18 protein-coding genes are annotated in these 21,523 nt (G+C 73.1%); 12 read left to right on the top strand and 6 right to left on the bottom strand.

Translation table 11 applies throughout. The features are described from left to right. Window positions 1–12: 12 nt before the first annotated feature. Window positions 13–693, top strand: a complete 681-nt coding sequence (locus tag AMK25_RS08245; RefSeq protein WP_073827528.1) for a GntR family transcriptional regulator — start codon at window positions 13–15, stop codon at window positions 691–693. 5 nt (window positions 694–698) lie between these two features. On the opposite strand, the gene AMK25_RS08240 is transcribed toward AMK25_RS08245, so the two are convergent. Next, window positions 699–2,186, bottom strand: coding sequence for an aldehyde dehydrogenase family protein (locus tag AMK25_RS08240; protein WP_073827527.1), 1,488 nt, complete (start codon window positions 2,184–2,186; stop codon window positions 699–701). A 76-nt stretch (window positions 2,187–2,262) separates the two neighbouring features. Between AMK25_RS08240 and AMK25_RS08235 the strand changes: the two genes are divergently transcribed. After that, window positions 2,263–3,414 (top strand): acyl-CoA dehydrogenase family protein, encoded by a 1,152-nt coding sequence (locus AMK25_RS08235; RefSeq protein ID WP_073827526.1) that lies wholly within the window; start codon window positions 2,263–2,265, stop codon window positions 3,412–3,414. Window positions 3,415–3,467: 53 nt separating this feature from the next. Here AMK25_RS08235 and AMK25_RS08230 read toward each other — a convergent pair whose 3' ends face one another. Next, window positions 3,468–5,615, bottom strand: coding sequence for a 3-hydroxyacyl-CoA dehydrogenase NAD-binding domain-containing protein (locus tag AMK25_RS08230; protein WP_073827525.1), 2,148 nt, complete (start codon window positions 5,613–5,615; stop codon window positions 3,468–3,470). 9 nt (window positions 5,616–5,624) lie between these two features. Next, entirely contained in the window at window positions 5,625–6,839 is a 1,215-nt protein-coding gene (locus AMK25_RS08225; RefSeq protein ID WP_073827524.1) for an acetyl-CoA C-acetyltransferase, read from the bottom strand. 183 nt (window positions 6,840–7,022) lie between these two features. Here AMK25_RS08225 and AMK25_RS08220 point away from each other — a divergent pair, with 183 nt between their 5' ends. Both AMK25_RS08220 and AMK25_RS08215 read left to right on the top strand, forming a co-directional pair. Beyond that, window positions 7,023–8,231 (top strand): TetR/AcrR family transcriptional regulator, encoded by a 1,209-nt coding sequence (locus AMK25_RS08220; RefSeq protein WP_073827523.1) that lies wholly within the window; start codon window positions 7,023–7,025, stop codon window positions 8,229–8,231. A gap of 101 nt (window positions 8,232–8,332) precedes the next feature. Then, entirely contained in the window at window positions 8,333–9,496 is a 1,164-nt protein-coding gene (locus AMK25_RS08215; RefSeq protein ID WP_192900137.1) for a TetR/AcrR family transcriptional regulator, read from the top strand. Between the two features lie 12 nt (window positions 9,497–9,508). Here the strand turns inward: AMK25_RS08215 and AMK25_RS08210 are convergent, their stop codons facing one another. Continuing rightward, window positions 9,509–10,726: an oxygenase MpaB family protein gene (locus AMK25_RS08210; protein ID WP_073827521.1), complete on the bottom strand. Its 1,218-nt coding sequence runs from the start codon at window positions 10,724–10,726 to the stop codon at window positions 9,509–9,511. Window positions 10,727–10,877: 151 nt separating this feature from the next. On the opposite strand from AMK25_RS08210, the gene AMK25_RS08205 reads away from it, so the two are divergent. After that, a complete protein-coding gene (locus AMK25_RS08205) occupies window positions 10,878–11,849 on the top strand; it encodes an oxygenase MpaB family protein (RefSeq protein WP_073827520.1) in 972 nt (323 codons plus the stop codon). Here AMK25_RS08205 and AMK25_RS08200 read toward each other — a convergent pair. Both AMK25_RS08200 and AMK25_RS08195 read right to left on the bottom strand, forming a co-directional pair. Then, window positions 11,757–13,619: an AMP-dependent synthetase/ligase gene (locus AMK25_RS08200; RefSeq protein WP_073827519.1), complete on the bottom strand. Its 1,863-nt coding sequence runs from the start codon at window positions 13,617–13,619 to the stop codon at window positions 11,757–11,759. The genes AMK25_RS08205 and AMK25_RS08200 overlap by 93 nt on opposite strands. Window positions 13,620–13,827: 208 nt before the next feature. Beyond that, window positions 13,828–14,595 carry an SDR family NAD(P)-dependent oxidoreductase gene (locus AMK25_RS08195; protein WP_073827518.1) on the bottom strand — a complete coding sequence of 256 codons (768 nt, stop codon included), beginning with the start codon at window positions 14,593–14,595 and terminating at the stop codon, window positions 13,828–13,830. Between the two features lie 136 nt (window positions 14,596–14,731). On the opposite strand from AMK25_RS08195, the gene AMK25_RS08190 reads away from it, so the two are divergent. From AMK25_RS08190 to AMK25_RS08160, 7 genes are all read left to right on the top strand, one after another. Continuing rightward, window positions 14,732–15,961, top strand: a complete 1,230-nt coding sequence (locus AMK25_RS08190) for an oxygenase MpaB family protein (RefSeq protein WP_241826283.1) — start codon at window positions 14,732–14,734, stop codon at window positions 15,959–15,961. A 5-nt stretch (window positions 15,962–15,966) separates the two neighbouring features. Continuing rightward, window positions 15,967–16,596, top strand: coding sequence for a molybdopterin cofactor-binding domain-containing protein (locus AMK25_RS08185; protein WP_241826282.1), 630 nt, complete (start codon window positions 15,967–15,969; stop codon window positions 16,594–16,596). A gap of 72 nt (window positions 16,597–16,668) precedes the next feature. Further along, the gene (locus AMK25_RS08180; RefSeq protein ID WP_073827517.1) at window positions 16,669–17,853 is read left to right on the top strand and encodes a zinc-dependent alcohol dehydrogenase; all 1,185 of its coding nucleotides are present in this window, start codon (window positions 16,669–16,671) and stop codon (window positions 17,851–17,853) included. Then, window positions 17,850–18,794 carry an SDR family NAD(P)-dependent oxidoreductase gene (locus AMK25_RS08175; protein ID WP_073827516.1) on the top strand — a complete coding sequence of 315 codons (945 nt, stop codon included), beginning with the start codon at window positions 17,850–17,852 and terminating at the stop codon, window positions 18,792–18,794. The genes AMK25_RS08180 and AMK25_RS08175 overlap by 4 nt, the downstream gene beginning before the upstream one ends. Window positions 18,795–18,947: 153 nt before the next feature. Further along, window positions 18,948–20,093, top strand: coding sequence for an MBL fold metallo-hydrolase (locus tag AMK25_RS08170; protein WP_073827515.1), 1,146 nt, complete (start codon window positions 18,948–18,950; stop codon window positions 20,091–20,093). 85 nt (window positions 20,094–20,178) lie between these two features. Next, a complete protein-coding gene (locus AMK25_RS08165; RefSeq protein WP_198937471.1) occupies window positions 20,179–20,880 on the top strand; it encodes a sugar transferase in 702 nt (233 codons plus the stop codon). After that, window positions 20,877–21,521 carry a NeuD/PglB/VioB family sugar acetyltransferase gene (locus AMK25_RS08160; RefSeq protein ID WP_073827513.1) on the top strand — a complete coding sequence of 215 codons (645 nt, stop codon included), beginning with the start codon at window positions 20,877–20,879 and terminating at the stop codon, window positions 21,519–21,521. Before AMK25_RS08165 ends, AMK25_RS08160 begins: the two co-directional genes overlap by 4 nt. Window positions 21,522–21,523: the final 2 nt, after the last annotated feature.

The following is a 21,523-nucleotide window of genomic DNA, read 5'->3' as shown; positions in this document are numbered from 1 at the left end:
TACCCTTGTCCGGTGGCGGAACGTGGCAAGACCCCGAGCGTGTCCCAGCCCCAGCTCTCCGAGACGGTGGCGGGCCTGCTGCGTGACCGGATCATGTCCGGCCAGCTGCGCCCCGGCGAACGGATCCGGCTGGAGGAGGTCGCCCAGGAGACCGGGCTGAGCATCACGCCGGTGCGTGAGGCGCTGCTGATGTTGCGCGCGGAGGACATGGTCGAGCTGCAACCGCGCCGCGGGCACGTGGTCGCGCCGCTGTCCCGGCAGGACATCATCGACGTGTTCGGCCTCCAGGGCCACATCGCCGGCGAGCTGGCCGCCCGGGTCGCCCTCAGCATCACGCCCGACCAGCTCGACGACCTGCGGCAGCAGCACGAGCGCCTGCGCCGGGCCGCCCAGGCCCGGCAGGTCAGCCGGGTCGAGCAACTGGAGTACGAGTTCCACCGTCGGATCAACCGGCTCGCCGACGCGCGCAAGCTGTCCTGGCTGCTGCGGACCGTGACCCGCTACACGCCCTCGCGCTTCTACGCCGCCGACCCGGAGTGGCGGGCCGGCATGGTCGCCGATCACGAGGCCCTGCTCGACGCGCTCGAAGCCCGCGACCCGGAGACCGTCCGACCGGTCATGGCCCGCCACTTCACCGACGGCGCCGAGCGGCTGGTCAAGCACCTCGACGGCCTCGGCGTGTGGAGCGAGTGAGTCACTCACCGGCCATGACGCCTGGCGAACATCGCCAGCGACCGGCGCATGGCGGCGGCGGACGGCTGCAGCGTCATCACGTCGATCGCGGGCCGGAACCGCTGCCACGTGACCGACCGCGCCCGGCTGAACTCGCGCAGTCCGTCCGCGCCGTGGACCCGGCCGAACCCCGAGTCGCCCACACCGCCGAAGGGCAGTGACGGCACGCCGGCGTACCCCAGCACCGAGTTGACCGACACCGCGCCGGCCCGCAGCCGCCCGGCGAGCGCCAGGCCACGGCGGCGGTCGCGGGTGAAGATCGAGCCGGAGAGCCCGTAGGTCGTCGCGTTCGTCCGGCGTACCGCCTCGTCGGCGTCGGCCACCGGGTTGACCACGAGCACCGGCCCGAACGTCTCCTCGGTCACCGCCGCGCTGTCCTCCGGCACCTCGGCCAGCACGACCGGCTCCACGAACGGGGGCCGTACCGAGTTCGCGTCACCGACCACGGCCCGGCCGCCCCGCTCCAGCGCGTCGGTGACGTGACGCCGCACGACGTCCGGCTGGGCGGGCGTGGTCATCGGCCCGTACGGCGCGTCCGGCTCGGCGCCCGGACGGACCTCCCGCGCCAGCTCGGTCAGCCTGGCCAGGAACGGCTCGTACACCGGTTGTTCGACGTAGACGCGCTCGACGCCGGCGCAGGTCTGCCCGGCGTTGCCGAGGCCGCCGAAGACCGCCGCCCGGGCGGCGGCGTCGAGGTCGGCGTCGGCCGTGACGATGAGCGCGTCCTTGCCGCCGCCCTCGATCACCACCGGCGTCAGGCTCTCGGCGCAAGCGGCCATCACCACGCGCGCCGTCGCGGCCGACCCGGTGAACGCGACCTTGTCGACCCCCGCGCGGCACAGCGCCGCGCCGGTCGTGCCGTCGCCGGTGACGACCTGCAGCACCGGGTGGTCGGGGAACAGCGCACGCCAGCGCTCGGCCAGCCACACCCCGACGCCCGGGGTGAACTCGCTGGGCTTGAACACCACCGCGTTGCCGGCCGCGAGCGCGTGCGACACCGCGCCCAGCGGCGTGTAGACGGGATAGTTCCACGGGCCGATCACGCCGACCACGCCGTACGGCACGTACTCGACGGAGGCGGCCTGGTTGAACGCGAGCAGGCCGGAGGAGACCGACCGCCGCCGGAGCACCCGCCGGGCGTGGCGCGCCGCCCAGTCCAGGTGCTCGACGGCGAGCATCACCTCGAGCTGGGCCCCGGCGAGGCTCTTGCCGGTCTCGCTCCGGATGATCCCGGCCAGTTCCTCGATGCCGCCGGCGACCGCCGCCTTGTACGCCAGCAGGTGCCGGCGGCGCTGCCGGGCGTCCAGGCCCGCCCACCAGCCGGCCGCTTCGCGGGCCCGCTCGACGGCGGCGCGTACGGCTTCGTCGTCGGCCATCTCGTAGTCGGCGCGGTGCTCCCCGGTGACCGGGTCGACGACGCGCAACCGGCGAGGGCGCTCCACGAGGGACGTCATCGGCAGCCTCCTGACATTTGATATTCGATAGTCTAGCCTTGCTGTCAATCCCTGCTGACGCGCTGGAGGTACCGCAGTGGAGTGGAGCGACGAGCAACGATCCCTGGTCGAGGCGGTGCGCGACTTCTGCCGCCGCGAGGTGGGCACCCGCGAGCAGCGGCAGAACCTCACGAATGGCGGCCGGGAACCGCACAGCCCGGAGCTGTACCGCAGGATGGCCGACCTCGGCTGGCTGGGCCTGTCCCTGCCGGAGGAGTTCGACGGCGGCGGCGCCGGCATCACGGAGCTGTGCCTGTTCCTGGAGGAGACGGCCCGCGCGATGGCCCCGATCGGCGGCTTCACCACCTCGATCATCGTGGCCGCCACCTACCAGCGGTTCGGCACACCGGCGCAGAAGAAGCTGATCCTGTCCGGGGTGGCCCGTGGCGTCATCGAGGCGGTGGCGATGTCCGAGCCCGAGGCCGGCTCGGACGTGGCGAACCTGAGCTGCCGCGCCGAGCGCCGCGGTGACGGGTACGTCGTCAACGGCCAGAAGACGTGGTGTTCGAACGCCCACCTGGCCGAGCACATCCTGCTGGTTGCCCGTACCTCCGGCCGGGCCGGCGACCACCACGGCCTGACCATGTTCCTGGTCCCCGCCACGGCGCCCGGCCTGACCGTCTCCGGCATCGACACCATGGGCGGCCGGGAGGTGAACGACCTCTACTTCACCGACTGCGTGCTGCCCGCCGACGCCGTGGTCGGTGAGGTCGACAACGGCTGGCGGCAACTGATGGCCGGGCTCAACATGGAGCGGCTGATCCTCGCCAGCATCATGCTCGGCACCGCGCAGCGGGCGTTCGACGACGTCGTGGAGTACGTCAAGAACCGGCGGCAGTTCCGCCGGCCGATCGGGTCGTTCCAGGTGATCCGGCACCGCCTCGCCGACCTGGCCACCGAGATCGAGTGCGCCCGGCTGCTGGTCCACGACACCGCCGCCGCCGTCGACAGGTCCCCGGACACGATGCTGCCCCGGGAGAGCTCGATGGCGAAACTCAAGGCCACCGAGACCGCCCGCCGGGTCGCCCTCGACGCGATGCAGATGATGGGCGGCTACGGCTACACCACCGAGTTCGACATGGAGCGCCTGGTCCGCTCGTCGATCGTGTCCACCGTCTACGGCGGCGCGAGCGAGATCCAGCGCGAGATCATCGCGAAGACGTACGGGCTGTCCGACCGGATGCCCTGACGTGCGACGGCCCGGCCGGAGGGTGAGCCCTACCGGCCGGGCCGCGTCGTCGCCTACTCGAACCGCTCGCCCCGCTCGGCCATCGCGCACAGCAGCGGCGGCGGGTCGAAGCGCTCGCCGTAGCGCTCGGCGAGCACGCGGGCGCGGGCGACGAAGCCCGGCAGCCCGCCGTCGTACTGGTTGACGTACTGCAGGACGCCGCCGGTCCAGCTCGGGTAGCCGATGCCCAGGATCGAGCCGACGTTGGCGTCGGCCACGGAGGTCAGCACGCCCTCGTCCAGGCACCGCACCGACTCGATCGCCTCGATGAAGAGCATCCGCTCCTTGAGGTCCTCGAAGGGTGTGTCCAGGTTGGTGCCGCCGAACTGCTCCCGCAGCCCCGGCCAGAGCCCGGCTCTCTTCCCGTCGCGGTAGTCGTAGAAGCCGGCGCCGCCCGACCGCCCGGTCCGGCCGCACTCGTCGATCATCCGGTCGATGACCGCGTCGGCCGCGTGCGGATGCCAGGTGCCGCCCGCGGCGACTGTGGCCGCGGCCGTCTCCTGCCGGATCCTGCGGGGCAGTGTGAGGGTCAGCTCGTCCATCAGCGCGAGGACCGGCGCGGGGTACCCGGCCTGGCTGCTGGCCTGCTCGATGGTCGCCGCCGGGATGCCCTCGGCGAGCATCGCCACGCCCTCGTTGGTGAACGTCCCGATGACCCGGCTGGTGAAGAAGCCCCGGCTGTCGTTGACGACGATCGGCGTCTTGCGCAGCGCGCGGACGACCCCGAGGGCGCGCCCCAGCGTGGCCTCGCTGGTCCGCTCCCCACGGATCACCTCGACCAGCGGCATCTTGTCCACCGGGGAGAAGAAGTGCAGCCCGACGAACTCCTCCGGCTTGCTGACGCCCTGGGCGAGCAGCGTGATGGGCAGCGTGGACGTGTTGGAGGCGATCAGCGCGTCCGGCGCGACCTGCTCGATCTCGGCGTACACCTTGTGCTTGAGCGCGGGGTCCTCGAAGACCGCCTCGATGACGAGGTCGACGCCGGCGAGGTCGGCGACGTCACCGGTTGCCTGGATCCGGCCGAGGATCTCGTCGCGCTTCTGCGGCGTGGACCGGCCCCGGGCGACCGCCTTGTCGAGCAGACCGGCCGAGTACGCCTTGCCCCGTTCCGCCCCCTCGACCGTCACGTCCTTGAGCACGACGCGCATTCCGGCGCGGGCGCAGACGTACGCGATGGCGGCGCCCATCATGCCCGCGCCGACGACGGCGACGCCGCGCACCGGCTCGTGGTCGCCTCCGGCGGTGCGGGACCGGGCGGTCTGGAGGTCGAAGAAGAGCGCCTTGATCATGTTCTTGGCGACCTGGCCGGTGGCCAGCTCGGTGAAGTACCGCCCCTCGATCGTGAACGCGGTGTCCAGGTCGACCTGGGCGCCCTCGACGGCGGCGGCGAGGATGTTGCGGGGCGCCGGGTAGGGCGCGCCCTTGAGCTGCTTGCGCAGCAGCGCCGGCATGGCCGGCAACTGCGTCGCCAGCCCCGGGCTGGACGGGGTGCCGCCGGGCATCCGGTAGCCCTTGCGGTCGTACGGCTGGGTCGGGTCCGGGTTCGCGGCGATCCAATCCCGGGCGGCGGCCATCAGGGCGTCCCGGTCGGCGGCGAGTTCGTCGACCAGCCCGTGCGCGAGCGCGTCCTGCGGCCGGCGGCGCTGGCCGCGCAGCAGCCAGTCGGTCAGCGCGGCGGTGACGCCGAGCAGCCGGACGGTACGTACCACGCCGCCGCAGCCGGGCAGCAGGCCGAGCGTGACCTCGGGGAAGCCGATCTCGATGGCGGGGTCGTCGAGGACGATGCGGTGGTGGCAGCCCAGGGCGAGCTCCAGTCCTCCGCCGAGCGCGGATCCGTTGATCGCGGCGACGACCGGGCGGCCGAGCGTCTCCAGCCGGCGTACGGCGTGCTTGAGCGCGGCCGCACCGGCGGCTGACGTCTCGGCGTCGGCGGGGGTCAGCCGCACCAGGGTCTCCAGGTCGCCGCCGGCGAAGAACGTCTTCTTGGCCGAGGTGACGATCACGCCGGTGATCCGGTCGCGTTCGGCTTCGAGCCGGTCCACAGTGTCCGTGAGGCTCGCGCCGAACTCCGCGTTCATCACGTTCGCCGAGCGGCCGGGGTGGTCGAGGGTGAGCAGCACGATGCCGTCGTCGCCGTGCTCCCACCGGATGGTGTTTGCCATTCGCGCTCCTCAGATTCGTTCGATGACTGTGGCGATGCCCATGCCGCCGCCGGCGCAGAGCGTGGCCAGCCCGTAGCGGCCGCCGCGCCGTTCCAGCTCGTCGACGAGCGTGCCGAGGATCATGGCGCCGGTCGCGCCGAGCGGGTGCCCCATCGCGATCGCGCCGCCGTTGACGTTGACGATCTCCGGGCTGAGTCCGAGGTCGGCGACGAACCGCAGGACCACGGCGGCGAACGCCTCGTTGATCTCGACCAGGTCGAGGTCCTCGACGCCGAGGCCCGCCCTGGCCAGCGCCTTGCGGGCGGCCGGGGCCGGACCGGTGAGCATGATGGTGGTGTCGGCGCCGCTGAGCGCTGTCGCGACGACGCGGGCCCGGGGCGTGAGCCCGGCGGCGGCGCCGGCCGCCTCGCTGCCGATCGTGACGAGCGCGGCGCCGTCCACGATGCCGGAGGAGTTGCCCGCCGTGTGGACGTGCTCGATGCGCTCGACCCAGTGGTACTTCTGCAACGCGACCGCGTCGAAGCCCGCCTGCTCGCCGATCCCGGCGAACGAGGGGCGCAGGGCGGCGAGACTCTCCGCCGTCGAGTCGGCCCGGATGTGCTCGTCACGGTCCAGGACGGTGAGCCCGTTGCGGTCACGCACCGGCACGACCGAGCGGCCGAAGTAGCCGTTCGCCCACGCCTTCGCGGCCCGCGCCTGCGACTGGAGCGCGTACGCGTCGACGGTCTCGCGGTCGAAGCCGGCGATCGTGGCGATCAGGTCGGCGCTGATGCCCTGCGGCACGAAGCCGGTGGTGTAGTTGGTCTCCGGGTCCAGCGCCCACGCTCCCCCGTCGGAGCCCATCGGTATCCGGGACATCGACTCGACGCCACCGGCGAGGACGAGATCCTCCCAGCCGGAGCGCACCTTCTGCGCGGCGATGTTGACCGCCTCCAGCCCGGAGGCGCAGAAGCGGTTGAGCTGGACGCCGGCCACGGTGTCGGGCAGGCCGGCGGCGACAGCAGCGGCGCGGGCGATGTCCGCGCCCTGGTCGCCGAGCGGGGACACCACGCCGAGCACGACGTCGTCGATCAGCGCCGGGTCCAGGCCGGGCATCCGCCGCAGGGTCTCCTCGATCAGGCCGGTGACGAGCGAAATCGGTTTGACCCCGTACAGGGCCCCGGTGGGCTTGCCTCGCCCGCGCGGTGTGCGCAACGCGTCGTAGATGAACGCCTCGGTCGTCATGCCAAGCTCCTCATTGCTCACCCGCATGCGAATTTCGCCTAACTTTTCTTGAGCCCACCGCAGCTTGTCAAGAAGCGTCGATGCCCGAAGAGCGCTGGCCGCCATCGACCCGGCCCGGATTCGGCGGCCGTTGAGACGCCGGGGTGACACGGAGATGCCGCGAGGTGGCGCTAACGTGTAGGGGTGCGACAAGCAGCGAGCGACACCGCGCCGGCACCTGCCAGACGGCCGAAGGACCGCAAGGCCCGCATCGCGCTGGCCGGCGCCGAGCTGTTCTGCGAGCGGGGCTACCACGGGGTGTCGGTGGACGAGATCGCCGCCGCCGTCGGCATCAGCGGCCCGGCCGTCTACCGGCACTTCCCGAACAAGTACGCGATCCTCGTGCACGCCACGCGGGAGGTCGTCGGCGCGCTGCTCGCCGCCACCGAGGAGCCGTCCGCGACCGACCCGCGGGCGCGGCTCGACGAACTGCTGCACGCGCTCGCCGGGGCCGCGGTGAGCCGGCGACGGGTGGCCGGGCTGTACCAGTGGGAGGGCCGGTATCTCACCGCCGAGCACCGGCAGGAGTTCGCCGCGAGCATGACCACGCTCGTCGGCCGCCTGGCCGGGCCGCTGCGCGAGCTGCGCCCCGAGCTGACGGCCGGGCAGGCGGACCTGCTGACGAACGCGGCGCTGAGCGCCTTCGGCAGCGTGACCACCTACCGGGCCGCGGCCACTGGCGCCGACACCGAACGCCTGCTCACCCGCGTCGCCTGGACCCTGCTGCGGACCGACGCTCCCTCGGTGCCGCCCCGCCCGCGCGCCACGGCGGACCCGGCGCCCGTCGCCGCGCCGGTGCGTCCGGCGTCGCGCCGCGAGCTGCTGCTGGTCGAGGCGATCCGCCTGTTCCACCGCCACGGCTACCACGCCGTCGCCGTCGAGGACATCGGGCGCGCGGCAGGCATGCAGGCATCCAGCGTGTACCGGTACTTCCCGAGCAAGGCCGACCTGCTCGCGGCCGCCTACTACCGCGCCACCGACCGCCTGACCGGAGCCACGACCGCCGCGATCGCCGAGGCGGGCGACAGGGCCGACGCGCTGCGCCGGGTGGTGCGGGCCTACGTCGACTTCACGTTCACCCAGAGCGACCTCGTCGCGGTCTACCTGGCGGAGAACAACAACCTGCCCGACCAGGACCGGCACCAGTTGCGCGGCGCGCAGCGCCTGCACGTCGAGGAGTGGGTGGGCCTGGTCCGCGCCGTGCGACCGGACCTGCCCGCCGGGGACGCCCGCGTCCTCGTGCACGCCGCGCTGAACGTCGTCACCGACGTCGGGCGGATCGGCCGCTTCGACCGCACCGAGGGCTACGACACGCAGACCGCCCGGCTCGCGCTCACGGTGCTGCACGCCTGACCGGCGTCGCCGGCCCGCGTCGACCACGCGGGCGATGTGAGGCGCTGTGATTGACTGACACGCATGGTGCTGTGCCCGCCCGCGGCCGATCGGCCGGCCCGGTGACCACCGGGCCGGCCGCTGCCACCCGGCCACGCAACCGCAGGCAGGTCATCGTCGAGTCGGCCGGGCAGGTGTTCAGCGAGCGCGGCTACCACGGCGCGTCCATGGAGGAGATCGCGGCCGCCGTCGGGATCAGCGCGCCCGCGCTCTACCGGCACTTCCCGAACAAGTACGCGCTGTTCGCAGCGTGCGCCAACGTCATGGTGGACAACCTCGTCGAGGTCGTCGACGAGTGGCCGCCCGACGCGGCGCTGGCCGACGTGCTCCTCGCCCTCACCCGGGTCACCGTGGCGCACCGCGCCTCCGGCGGCCTGTACCGGTGGGAGGCCCGCTACCTCGGCCGCGAGGACCGCCGCCTGCTCCGCACGAAGTTCGACCGCGTCGTGGGCCGGGTCACCGAGACGGTACGGCGGGAGTATCCGCTGCCCGACGAGCGCCTGCGCGCCGTGGCGGCCCTCGGTGTGATCGGCTCGGTGACGATGCATCACACCTCGATCGCGCAGCGCCGGATCGAGGATCTGGTGCTCCGGTCCGCGATGCGCGTGGCGGCCACCGACCCCACGACGGCGGCCGGCACCGCGCGGCTGGTCGAGCTGCCCGCCCAGCCGGTGCCCCGGACCCGGCGCGCGCAGATCCTGGCCGCCGCCGTCCCGCTGTTCGCCCGCGACGGGTTCGCCACCGTCACGAACGCGCAGATCGCCCAGGCCGTCGGGCTCGCGCCGTCCGCCCTCTACCGCCACTACCCCGGCAAGGTGGACATCCTGGTGGCCGCCTGTCTCCAGGCGGCGGAACTTCTCGCCCAGGCGGTGGACCGCAGCCTCCAGCGGGCGTCCGACCCCCGGCAGGCGGTGGTCGCGCTGGCGGCGGCGTACGTGGCCTACTGCTTCGAGCACAACGCCCTCAACAGTGTCGCCGAGGCCGAGGTGGCCGGCCTCCCGGCCGACGTGCGGCGCCCCCTGATCCTCGCCCAGCGCGAGCACATCGCGGTCTGGGAGCAGCAGTTGCGGGCGGTCCGCCCGGACCTGGACCGGCGGCAGGCCCGGCTGCTGGTGCACGCCGGATTCGGGGTGGCGGTGGAGGCCGGGCGCGCCCTGCGCTGGCAGGACTCGCCCGGCCACCGGGACGCCGTCACCGCGCTGGTCACCGGCGCCCTGACCCGGTGAACCGCCAGCGGCTCAGGTGCCCGGCCGGTTCATGACCGGAATGGTGATCGGGGTGTGCGTCGCGGACGAGCCGTTGTTGAGGAACAGCATCGCCAGCCCGCGGATGAACCTGTCGAACAGGCCGAACGTCTCCGGCACGAGCGGCGAGAGCCCTTCGCGGAACATGACGTACGTCGGCCAGCCGGCCTCGATCACGCCCCGGGAGATGTAGTCGCGGGGCAGCCGCAGCCAGTCGCCGATCCGGTCGGTGAGCACGTAGCGCGCAAACTCCCGCTGGAATCCCCGGGTGACACCCAGGTCCACCGAGGACGTCAGGTTCAGCAGGACGTCGGCCAGGTCGATGCCCTCGCGCGTCGGCGCGAGGAGCGGCGTCAGCGCGTACCGGGACTGCTCCTCGGCGGCGGCCCAGCTGTTCGGGATGAACTCGTCGCGCACCCCGAGCAGGTGCAGCGCGACCTGCCACATGTGCAGGTAGGCCTCCTCCTCCGCGGCCGACATCCGCAGCCCCCAGCGGCGCCAGTCGAGCAGCTTGCGGTGCACGTACGTGCCGAGGCTGTGGAAGGTGATGAGGATGTCGCCGTTGCTGATCGGGATCGGGTGGTCGGTGACGCCGCGCCACGGCGCGGACTGCGGCAGCAGGTGCCGCACCGCCGCGTGGGTCAGTCGCGTCTTGTGCGAGGTGACGACGAAGCTGCCGGTGGCCTTGAACGCGTCGGGGGCACTCAGGTCGTAGCCGTAGGTGAAGGTCTTCGCGGCGCGCGACTTCATGTCCGCGCCGCCCTCGGACCAGTACACGTTGCGGGCCTCGCGCGGGATCACCGTGCTCATGATCCCGCTGCCCAGGCCGTAGAGCAGGAACAGGTACATGCTCATGCGCTTGTTGAACTGGGCGGCGCGGTCCAGCTTGGCCTGGTCGGCCCAGGACGGCAGCGTGTTGACCCGCCGCAGGTAGGTGGACAGCGCCGGGGGCAGGCCGGCGGGCAGCGCGTCGCCGTTGCGGATCCAGGAAGCGAACGCGGTGTTCACCGCCGGGATCTGACCGGCGTCCAGCAGCGAGGCGACGAGCGGGTCGGTGTCGTCGTCCCAGACGTCCCACGGGTCGGTGACCGTGTCGGTCCCGGCGATCGAGCCGGACGACGACCACGCCCACGCCTCGGGGGTGTCGGTCACGGCGACCAGTCCCAGCGCGGCACCGAGGGTCAGGAGGCTACGTCTACTGAGATTCTCCATTCGCACCACTTCCCGGTTCGACCGGACATCGCCCTGAACACCGGCTCGTGAGGTGCGCACGAGCAGGTTTCGAGTTATCCGGGGATGTGATTTTCTATTAACATAGAGGAGCTTGACTTCGTCGGCAAGGGTGGGTGGTGAGGTGGTCGGAATGGCTGGTGGCGGGCGTTACCGCTGGTTGCGACGGATCGAGCAGCTCGATCCGGTACGCGACCATCACGAGATCTACCGGCTCTCGGCCGGGTACGAGTTCCCCTTCGACTACCAGCGCGCGCTGGAACTGGCGCTGCTGCGCACGTACTGCGTGCCGAGCATCTCCGCGCTGCTCGACGCGACCGGCGAGTTCCGCGTGCGGGCACAGCAGCGCTACGACGACACCGCGCTGCTGATGGCGGAGATGGTCGAGCACGGGTACGACTCACCGCGCGGCCGGGAGGCGCTGCGCGTGATCAACCGGGCGCACGGCCGGTACGCGATCTCCGACGACGACATGCGGTACGTGCTGTCCACGTTCGTCTACGAGCCGATCGACTGGCTGGACCGGTACGGCTGGCGCCCGCTGCACGAGCACGAACGACTGGCCGCGTTCCACTACTACCGCGCGGTCGGCGCGCGGATGGGCATCCGGGACGTCCCGGCGGACTTCGACGCCTTCCGCGACTTCAAGCGCGAGTACGAGCGCGCGAACTTCCGCTACGCCCCGAGCAACGAGCGCGTCGGCGCGTCCACGCTCGACCTGTTCGCGTCCTGGTACCCGGCGCCGCTGCGCCGCGCGGCCCGGCTCGGCGTACTCGCGCTGCTTCCCGCCGATCTGCGGGCCGCGTTCGGCTTCCCGGCCGCGCCGCGCTGGCTGTCCGGAGCGCTCACCGCCGGGCTGCGCGCCCGGGCGGCGGTGGTGCGGCTGCTGCCCGCGCGGACCACGAGCCGGCTGACCCGCGCGTCGCGCAACCGCACCTATCCCGGCTACCCGCGGGGGTACCGGCCCACCGACCTCGGCGCGCCGCCACCCCCGCCCGGCATCGACCCGGCGCTACTGCGTGACGGGCTCCGCCGCCGCCCCGGCCGCCGTGTAGAGGGAGTCGATCCGGTCGCCGTACCTGTCGACGATGATCCGGCGCCGTAGCTTCAGCGTCGGGGTCAGCTCGCCGGACTCCGGCGTCCAGGCCGACGGCAGCACCTGGAAGGACTTGACCTGCTCGGGACGGGCGAGCCGGGCGTTCGCCGCGTCCACGGCGGACTGGATCTCGGCCAGCAGCACCGGATCCGAGGCCAGGCCGGGCATCTGCGGGTCGCTGATCCCCTGCGCCCGCGCCCACTGGGGCGCCACCTCCTCGTCCAGCACGATCAGCGCCGTGACGTACGGCCGGCGGTCGCCGATCGCCACCGCCTGACCGATGAGCGGGTGCGCCCGCAGCAGGTTCTCGATCTGCGCGGGGGAGATGTTCTTCCCGCTGGAGGTGATGATGAGTTCCTTCTTGCGGTCGGTGATGGTGAGGAAGCCGTCGTCGTCGAGCGTGCCGACGTCGCCGGTGGCCAGCCAGCCCTCGGCGTCGACGACCGGCTCGACGCCGCCGTCCTCGCGCAGATAGCCGGAGCACACCAGCGGACCCCGGACGAGGATCTCGCCGTCGTCGGCGAGGCGCACCTCCATGCCCACGTTGGGCCGGCCGACCGTCCCGGTGCGGAAGCGGTCGGGGGTGTTGAGGGTGGCGGTGCCGGTGGTCTCGGTCAGGCCCCACACCTCCAGCACGTCGACGCCGAGCCCGGCGAGGAACCGCAGCACGTCCACCGGGATCGGGGCGGCGCCGCTGCCGGGCCAGACCATGTTCTGCAGGCCGAGCGTGGACTGCAGGGGCCGGAGCACAGTGGCCCGGGCCTGCTCCACCCGGGCGGCCAGCTCGTCGGGCACCGGCTTTCCGGCCGCGCGCAGCTCGTACGCCTCCAGCGTCACCGTGCTCGCGGCGGCGACGGCGGCGCGTACCGCGGGCTCCGCGCCGGCCAGGTGGGCCTGCACGCCGGCGGCCATCTTCTCCCAGACCCGCGGCACCCCGAAGAACGAGGCGGGACCGACAGCGCGCAGCGCCGCGACGAGTTGCGTGGCGTCGGGGCAGATGGTCACGTGCCCGGCGCGGTAGATCGCGTTGTAGATGCCGAGGAACCGTTCGGCGATGTGCGCGAGCGGCAGGTAGGCCACCGTCGGCGCGTGGTCGGGGACGGACACCATCGCGTCCAGCGCCACCGCCTGGTAGATCACGTTGTGGTGGCTGAGCACGACGCCCTTCGGGTTACCAGTCGTCCCGGACGTGTAGAGCAGCGTCACCGGCTGCTCGGGGCGAATCGTGCGCCAGCGCCGCTCGAAGGCGTCCGGGTCCGCCTCGCGCGCGGCCCGGCCGAGGGTACGCACGCGCGACAGCGGCACCGCGTCGGCGGCCGGTTCGCCCGGCGCGTCCACGAGCACCACCCGGAGCAGGTCCGGCAGGTCGGCAAGGATCGGCCGCCAGCGTTCCAGTTCGGCCGGCCCTTCCAGCACGAGCACCTGCGCGGCGCTGTGCCGCGCCAGGTAGCGCATCTGCTCGGCGCTGAGCGTCGGGTAGATCGTGGACGGCACCGCGCCCAGGTGGACCGCGGCGAGGTCGACCAGCCAGTGCTCGGCACGGCTGGACATCATGATCAGCATGTGCCGTCCGGCCTCCAGGCCGATCTCGGCCAGGCCGCCGGACAGCTCGGCGACCTCGTCGCGCAGCTCGGCCCAGGTGCGGGTGTCGTCGCGGCCGAGCGTGGTCAGCGCCGGCAGGCCGGCGAACTCGGTGGCGTTGCGGTGCAGCAGCGCCGGGACGGTCAGGTCGGCGGCTTTCCTGGCGCATTGGTCGGCAAGGACGTCGGCGGGGTCCATGGGGGTTCTCCTTCGCACGCAACCGGGCCTGGTGGTGGCAGGGCTGGCCGCACCCCTCGCCGTGGTGCCGCGGGGCTCCGCAGCCGATGGCAGCACTGTAAACGAGGGTTAACTTCCTGGGAAGAAGCAGCGGTCGATACGTGCTCATCACGACCGGATGCGCGCCCGAGGGGAGAACGCCGGCTAACCACGCGGGCGGCGCCCCGGGTCACTGCGCGGTCCAGCCACCGTCCACGTGCAACACACTGCCGGTGACGTAGCCCGCCGCGTCCGAGGCCAGGAACAGCACCGCTCCGACGACCTCCTCGGGCCGGCCGAACCGGCCCATCGGGATGCGCTCGCGCAGCCGCTTCGACCACTGCTCGTGGCCGCGCAGTCCCTCCGTCATCGGGGTCTCCAGGTAGCCGGGCGCCACCGCGTTGACGCGTACGCCGGCCGCCGCCCACTCCAGCGCCAGCGTCCGGGTGAGCTGCTCGACCCCGCCCTTGCTGGCGCTGTACGCGGCCAGGCGCGGGAAGCCGACCTGACCGTGCACCGAGGACATGTTGACGATGCTGCCCGCGCCCTGCTCGATCATGACGGCGCCGGCCGCGCGGGCGCAGACGAACACCCCGGACAGGTTGGTGTCGACCACCCGCTGCCAGTCCGCGAGGTTCAGCCGCTCGCTGCGGTGCAGCGCCGGGCTGATGCCGGCGTTGTTGACCAGGACGTCCAGGCGCCCCCACCGCTGCCGCGCCACGGCCACGACCGCGTCGGCGGCGGACTCGTCGGCGACGTCCCCGGCGACCACCTCGGCCGTGCCACCGGCGGCCACGATCCGGTCCCGCACCGCGGCCAGCGCGTCCGCGCGCCGGGACTGCAGGATCACCGACGCGCCGGCCCGCGCCAGCCCCTCGGCGATCGCCGCGCCGACGCCCTGACTGGCCCCGGTCACCCACGCGACCTTGCCCGACAGCGTTTCTCCGACCACCGCCACGGTGGACTCCCCTCTGCTTGATCCATCGACAGTTGTCACCGCGAGCCTTGTGGACACCGTTACGGCGTGCTCTCATGTGATACACGGGCGCAACATTTGTTTCACCGTATCAGCGGCCTCGACCCCCGAGGAGTAAGTGGACGTGGAACCAGTCAGCAGGCGCAAGATGTTGAAAGCCGGCGGGGCGCTGGGCGCGCTCGGCGCGTTGAGCGTCGCCGCGCCGGCCCAGGCCAGGTCGGCGTGGACCTGGTCGCCCCAGGGCTCGGTGGCCGGAGCCGGGGCGGGCGTCGACCCGCGATGGGTGTGGGACGAGGAGGCCGACCCGCTCGTCGCCTCGCTCCTCGACCGGGGCGACGCACCACTGGTCAACCAGTTGCTGCGGACGTGGACGAAGAACGGTCAGCCGCTGCCGGCCGGCCTCCCGGCGGACGTACGCCAGTTCATCGAACGCGCGCGCGTGCTGCCGTCCTGGGTGGACCAGGGCAAGCTGGCCACCGCCGTGCGCTTCAACGAGAAGCGCGGGCTCTACCTCGGCGTGCTGTACGGCCTGGCCAGCGGCATGATGAGCACCGTCATCCCGAAGGAGGCCCGCGCCGTCTACTACTCCAAGGGCGGCGCGGACATGAAGGACCGCATCTCCAAGACCGCCAAGCTCGGGTACGACATCGGCACCGCCAACGCCTACCAGCCCGACGGCTCGATGATCGTGACCGCCGTCAAGACCCGGCTGGCCCACGCGGGCGTCCGTCACCTCCTGCCGCAGTCGCCGGACTGGGCCGAGGTCGCGCCGGAGGACATCCCGATCAGCCAGCGGGACCTGATGGTCACCTGGCACAGCCTGCCCACCACGGTCATGCGGAAGCTGACCGACTGGCGCGTCCCGATCCCCGCCGCCGAGTCGGCCGCGTTCCTGCACCTGTGGCAGGTCGCCGCCCACATGCTCGGCATCAAGGACGAGTACATTCCCGCCTCCTGGAGCGAGGCGAACGCCCAGGCCGCCGAGGTCCTCGACCCGGTGCTGGCGCCCACCCGCGAGGGCAACGCGCTGGCGGACATCCTGCTCGGCCTCGGCAGGGAGATCGACGCCGGGCTGCTGAGCAAGCCCATCCTCGGCTCGTTCACCCGGTTCATGCTCGGCAACCAGATCGCCAACTGGCTGCAGATCCCCCGCGACCTGCTCTGGGACACGCTGCTGCGGACGAGTTGGGGCCCGTTCATCGCGGTCCGGGAGGCACTGCTGCCGTTCCCGCTCGCGCCGGAGTGCTACTGGCTCTTCGACGAGTTCCTGCGCAAGCTGGCGCTGCTGTTCCTGTCCGAGGGACAGTCCATCAACATCGAGATCCCGCTGGGCAACCGCGAGTTCTGACCACCGTGTCCCCGGCTCACCTGCGCGCCGCGCGGGCCACGACGAGCGCATCCGTCCCCCGGTTCCTCGGGTACGTGCTGGCCGCGCCGGTCCTCGTCACCGCGGCCGAACTCGCGGCGGCGTACCCGAGGGCCGCCCGGCTGCCGTCGCCGGACGTGACCGGCCTGCTCGGCCTCGGCCACGTCCTGACCGCGACGGCGCTGCCTGCGGCGGAACTGCTCTCCGTCGAGGTCGGCCCGGACGGCACCGTGTCGCTCACGTTGCCGCCGGGCCGGATCGGGCACGGCGGCGACGCCTCGGCCGCCGAGCTGATCGCCGAGGAGCTGTCCCTGCCGCGCCGCCGCGTGCGCGTCCCACCGGCCGACGCGCGCCCACGACCGGCGGCCGGCCGGGGGCGCGCCGGACCAGGGCCGGCCGTGGCCACCCGTACCCCCGTGCTGGTCGCCGCGGCCGTGGCCCGCCGCCGGCTGCTGGAGGCCGCGTCGGCGACGCTCGGCACGCCCGTCGCCGGCCTGCGGCTCGCTGCCGGTGCCGTCACCGACGGTGCCGGCCGCCGCCTCGACATCGGCGCCCTCGCCGTCACGGCGGCCACCACCAGGACGATCGCCGTGGCCGTCGACCTCGCACCACGGTGATCGGCAGCCGATTCAACGGTCCCGTGCCGGGTAGCAGTCCCATGGACGGCACCGGAGAGGGGACATACGGGCATGAAGGCACTGACCTGGCACGGCAAGCGGGACGTTCGCGTCGAGGACGTCCCGGACCCCCGGATCGAGGAGCCGACCGACGCGATCGTCCGGATCACCTCGACCGCCATCTGCGGTTCCGACCTGCACCTGTACGAGGTGCTCGGGCCGTACCTGAAGCCCGGCGACGTCCTCGGGCACGAGCCGATGGGCATCGTCGAGGAGGTCGGGTCCGGCGTGACCCGGCTCAAGAAGGGTGACCGGGTGGTCGTCCCGTTCAACATCTCCTGCGGCTCGTGCTGGATGTGCGAGCGGCAGCTCTACGCCCAGTGCGAGACCACGCAGGTCAAGAGCCAGGGCAAGGGCGCGTCCCTGTTCGGCTACACCTCGCTGTACGGCTCGATCCCCGGCGGCCAGGCCGAGTACCTGCGCGTGCCGCAGGCCCAGTTCGGCCCGATCACGATCCCGGACAGCGGCCCGGACGAGCGCTGGCTCTACCTGTCCGACATCCTGCCCACCGCCTGGCAGGCCGTGAAGTACGCGGACACCCCGCCCGGCGGCACGCTCGCCGTGTTCGGGCTCGGCCCGGTCGGGCAGTTCAGCGCCCGGATCGGCCGCCACCTCGGCGCCGGCCGCGTGATCGGGCTGGACCTGGTCCCGGAGCGGCTGGAGATGGCCCGGCGCCACGGCATCGAGGTGCTCGACGTCAGCCAGCTCGACGACGTGCCCGGCACGCTCATCGACCTGGTCGACGGGCGCGGCCCGGACGCGGTGATCGACGCGGTCGGCATGGAGGCGCACGGCGCGCCGCTGGGCAAGATGGCCCAGACCGCCGCCGGGCTGCTCCCGGACAAGCTGGCCCAGGCGATGACCGACAAGGCGGGCGTGGACCGGCTGGTGGTGCTGCACGCCGCGCTCAAGGCCGTGCGGCGCGGCGGCACCGTGTCGATCTCCGGCGTGTACGGCGGCGAGCAGGACCCGATGCCGCTGATGGAGATGTTCGACAGGGGGATCCAGCTGCGGATGGGGCAGTGCCACGTGCGGCGCTGGGTCGACGACATCATCCCGCTGCTGGAGCGCGACGACGACCCGCTGGGCGTGGAGGACCTTCGCACCCACCGGCTGCCGCTGACCGACGCGCCGCGGGCGTACGAGATGTTCCAGAAGAAGGAGGACGGCTGCGTCAAGGTCGTGCTCGCGCCGTGACCCGGACGGTGGTCGTCACCGGCGCGACCAGCGGGATCGGCCGGGCGACCGCCCTTGAGCTGGCGGGCCGCGGGGACCGGCTGGTCCTCGCGGCCCGCTCCCCCACCACGCTCGCCGAGGTGCGCGAGGAGTGCCGGGCCGCGGGCGCGGCGGCGATCACCGTACCGATGGACGTGACCGAGCCCGGCGCGGTGGCCGCGCTCGCCGACGCGGCGCAGGCCGAGTACGGCGGCGTCGACGCCTGGGTGCACACCGCCGCGGTGATGTCCTACGGCCGCTTCGACGAGACCCCGGCCGAGGTGTTCGAGCAGGTGGTCCGCACCGACCTGCTGGCCGCCGCGGCCGTGGCCCGGGAGGCGCTGCTCCGGTTCCGGGCCGCCGGCGGTGGCACGCTCGTGCTCACCGGCTCGGTGCTCGGGCACATCACCGCGCCCTACATGAGCGGCTACGTGGCGGCGAAGTGGGGCCTGCAGGGGCTGGCCCGCACGCTCCAGCAGGAGGCGCGGGAGACACCGGGCATCGCGATCTGCCTGGTCAACCCGGGCAGCGTCGACACACCCGTCTACCGGCAGGCGGCCAACTACCTGGGCCGGATCGGCCGGCCGCCACCACCGATCGCCGCACCCGAACGGGTGGCCCGGGCCATCGCCGGATGCCTCGACCGGCCCCGCCGGGAGGTGTCGGTGGGCCGGCTCAACGTGGTCATGCGCTTCGGCTTCACCGCCCTGCCCGGGGTGTACGACGTGCTGGTCGGGCCGCTGATGCGCCTGGCCGGACTGACCCGGCAGCCGGTCGCCGCCCACCGGGGCATCGTGTTCACGCCGAACCCGGCCGGCGAGGCGGTCCGGGGCGGATGGGTGCCCGACGTGTCCCAGGTGGTCCGTGCCGTCGGCGGGCGCGCGGCGACCGTGGCGTCCGCGGTACGCCGCCGGCTGCCCTGACCGGTCGCGGCGGATCGCGTCGGTGGCTGTCGTGCGGGCGGACCGTAGGCGGGCAGTCGCGCGGGCGGGCTGTCCCCGTGGGCGGGCCGTCGCGCGGGCGGACCGGGACGAGGGTCGTTACCGTGTACGGCGGGACACGGCGGAGGGATGAGCATGGGGCAGGCAACGGGGCAGGGGCCGGACCGGACGCGTGGCGGGCGGATGTGGACACTCGCCGGGCTGGCCGCCGTGGCCGGGCTGGCCTGGGCGGCACGGGACGTACCGGCCCAGCTCGGCGGCCGGCTCACCGGCGACCGGGCGGAACGGGCGGCCCGGTCCCCGCGGTTCCGCGACGGCACGTTCCACAACCCGGCCGGCGCCAGCGCCACCATGGTCGCCGACCCCGGCCGCAACCTGCTCCGGGAACTGATCTTCGGCAAGCAGAAGCGGCGGCCGGGCAGCCCGGTGCCGCTGCTGCGCCCCGGCGCCGCGCCCGCCGCCGACCCGGCCCGCGAGCTGAACGTGATCTGGTACGGCCACGCCTCCACGCTCGTCGAGATCGAGGGGCAGCGGGTGCTGCTCGACCCGGTGTGGAGCGACAGGTGCTCCCCGTCCGGGCTGGTCGGCCCGCGGCGCATCCACGAGCCGCCGGTCCGCCTCACCGACCTGCCTCCGCTGGACGCGGTGCTGATCTCGCACGACCACTACGACCACCTCGACATGGACACCGTCCGCACGCTGGCCGATCTCCAGTCCGCGCCGTTCGTGGTGCCGCTCGGCGTCGGCGCCCATTTGGCCCGCTGGGGCGTACCCGAGCACCGCATCGTCGAGCTGGACTGGTCGGAGAGCCACCGGGTCGGCGCTCTGACGCTCACCGCCACCGCCGCGCAGCACTTCTCCGGGCGCGGGCTGCGCCGCGACGGCACGCTCTGGAGCTCCTGGACGATCACCGGCACGCACCGGAAGGTCTTCTACACCGGCGACTCCGGCTACTTCGACGGGTACGCCGCGATCGGCGCCGAGCACGGGCCGTTCGACGTGACGCTGATGCAGATCGGCGCGTACGACAGGGCGTGGCCGCACATCCACATGTTCCCGGAGGAGGCGGTCGCCGCCCACCTCGACGTCCGCGGCGGACTGCTGGTGCCGGTGCACTGGGGCACGTTCAACCTGGCCCTGCACGACTGGTCCGAGCCGGTGAACCGGCTCTGGGCCGAGGCGAAGGCCCGGGACGTGCGGCTCGCAGTGCCGCGCCCCGGCGAGCGGGTGGTGGTCGACGAGCCGCCGGCGGTCGACGGGTGGTGGCAGTCGGTCGCCTGAGCCACGCCGAAAAAATCGGACAAGGCATTCTTCTGCCCATATTTGCGTACTCTGTTCGCTGACGAGTCAGCGGCCGGAGGACAGCATGCAGGTTCGCCTCTCCCCAGGCGTGGAAGACCCCCGCACACCCACCCCGCCGACGGGCGTCGCCGCCGCCGTCAAACGGGGCGTCGACGTCGCCGTCTCGGCGACGGCCCTGCTGGTGACGGCACCGATCCTGGCCGTGGTCGCGGTCGCGGTGCTGCTCGGCATGGGCCGACCGGTCCTCTTCCGCCAACGACGGATCGGCCGGTACGGCCGGGAGTTCACCATTCTGAAGTTCCGGTCCATGGCGGGTGGCGGCGAGGGCTTCTCCCCCGGCGACGACCAGGCACGGCTGACGCCCCTGGGACGGTGGCTGCGAGCCACCAGCCTGGACGAGCTGCCCAGCCTCTGGAACATCCTGCGCGGCGACATGAGCCTGGTCGGCCCGCGCCCGTTCCCGACCAGCTACCGCGACCTCTACACACCGGAGCAGTTCCGCCGGCACGACGTCCGGCCCGGCCTCACCGGGCTCGCGCAGGTCAACGGCCGCAACGAACTGGGCTGGGCGGACCGTTTCGCCTACGACCTGCGCTACGTGAAGCACTGGAGCCTGCGGCTGGACGCCCGCATCCTGGCCCGGACCGCGGTCGCGGTGCTGCGGCGACAGGGCATCAGCGCGCCCGGCGCCGCCACCGCGCACGAGTTCCGTGGCACCGCCGCGGAAGAGGCGGTGGCGGCGACCGCGGGAAGCGGTTCCCGGTGACCCTCGACCTCGTCGTCGTCGGGTGCGGCGGCCACGGCCGGGAGATCGCCCAGATCGTGGCGGCGGTCAACGAGTCCTCCGCGCGGCCGCCGTGGCGGCTGGCCGGTTTCGTCGACGACAACCCGTCCGAGCGGAACCGCAAGCGCGCCGAGTCGTGCGGCGCGCCCTACCTGGGGACCGTGGCGGCGCTCGGGCAACTACCGCCGCAGACCCACGTCGTCCTCGGCCTGGGCGACCCACGGGTCCGGCAGAAGGTGGCCGCGCGGATCGACACGTACGGCAGGCCGGCGGCGAGCCTCGTCCACCCGGACGCCACCGTCTGCCCGGACCTGGTGGCGGCCGAGGGCCTCGTGGTGTTCGCCGGTGGCCGGATCACCACGAACGTCACCGCCGGGCGGCACCTGCACGTCAACCAGAACGCCACGCTCGCGCACGACTGCGTGGTCGGCGACCACGTCTCCCTGCATCCGCTCGCGGCCGTGTCGGGCGACTGCCGCCTCGGCAGCGCCGCGCTGATCGGCGCGGGCGCGGTGGTGCTCCCCGGCCTGCGGGTCGGCGCCGGCGCGACGGTCGGCGCCGGTGCGTGCGTGGTACGCGACGTGCCGCCGGAGATCGTGGTCAAGGGAGTGCCGGCCCGCTGAGC

Origin of the sequence: Micromonospora sp. TSRI0369, from assembly GCF_001905625.1 — a bacterium.
GTDB classification, from domain to species: domain Bacteria; phylum Actinomycetota; class Actinomycetes; order Mycobacteriales; family Micromonosporaceae; genus Micromonospora; species Micromonospora echinospora_A.
The sequence above is the reverse complement of the archived record's forward strand: the minus strand, read 5'-3'. Positions and strand labels throughout refer to the sequence as shown.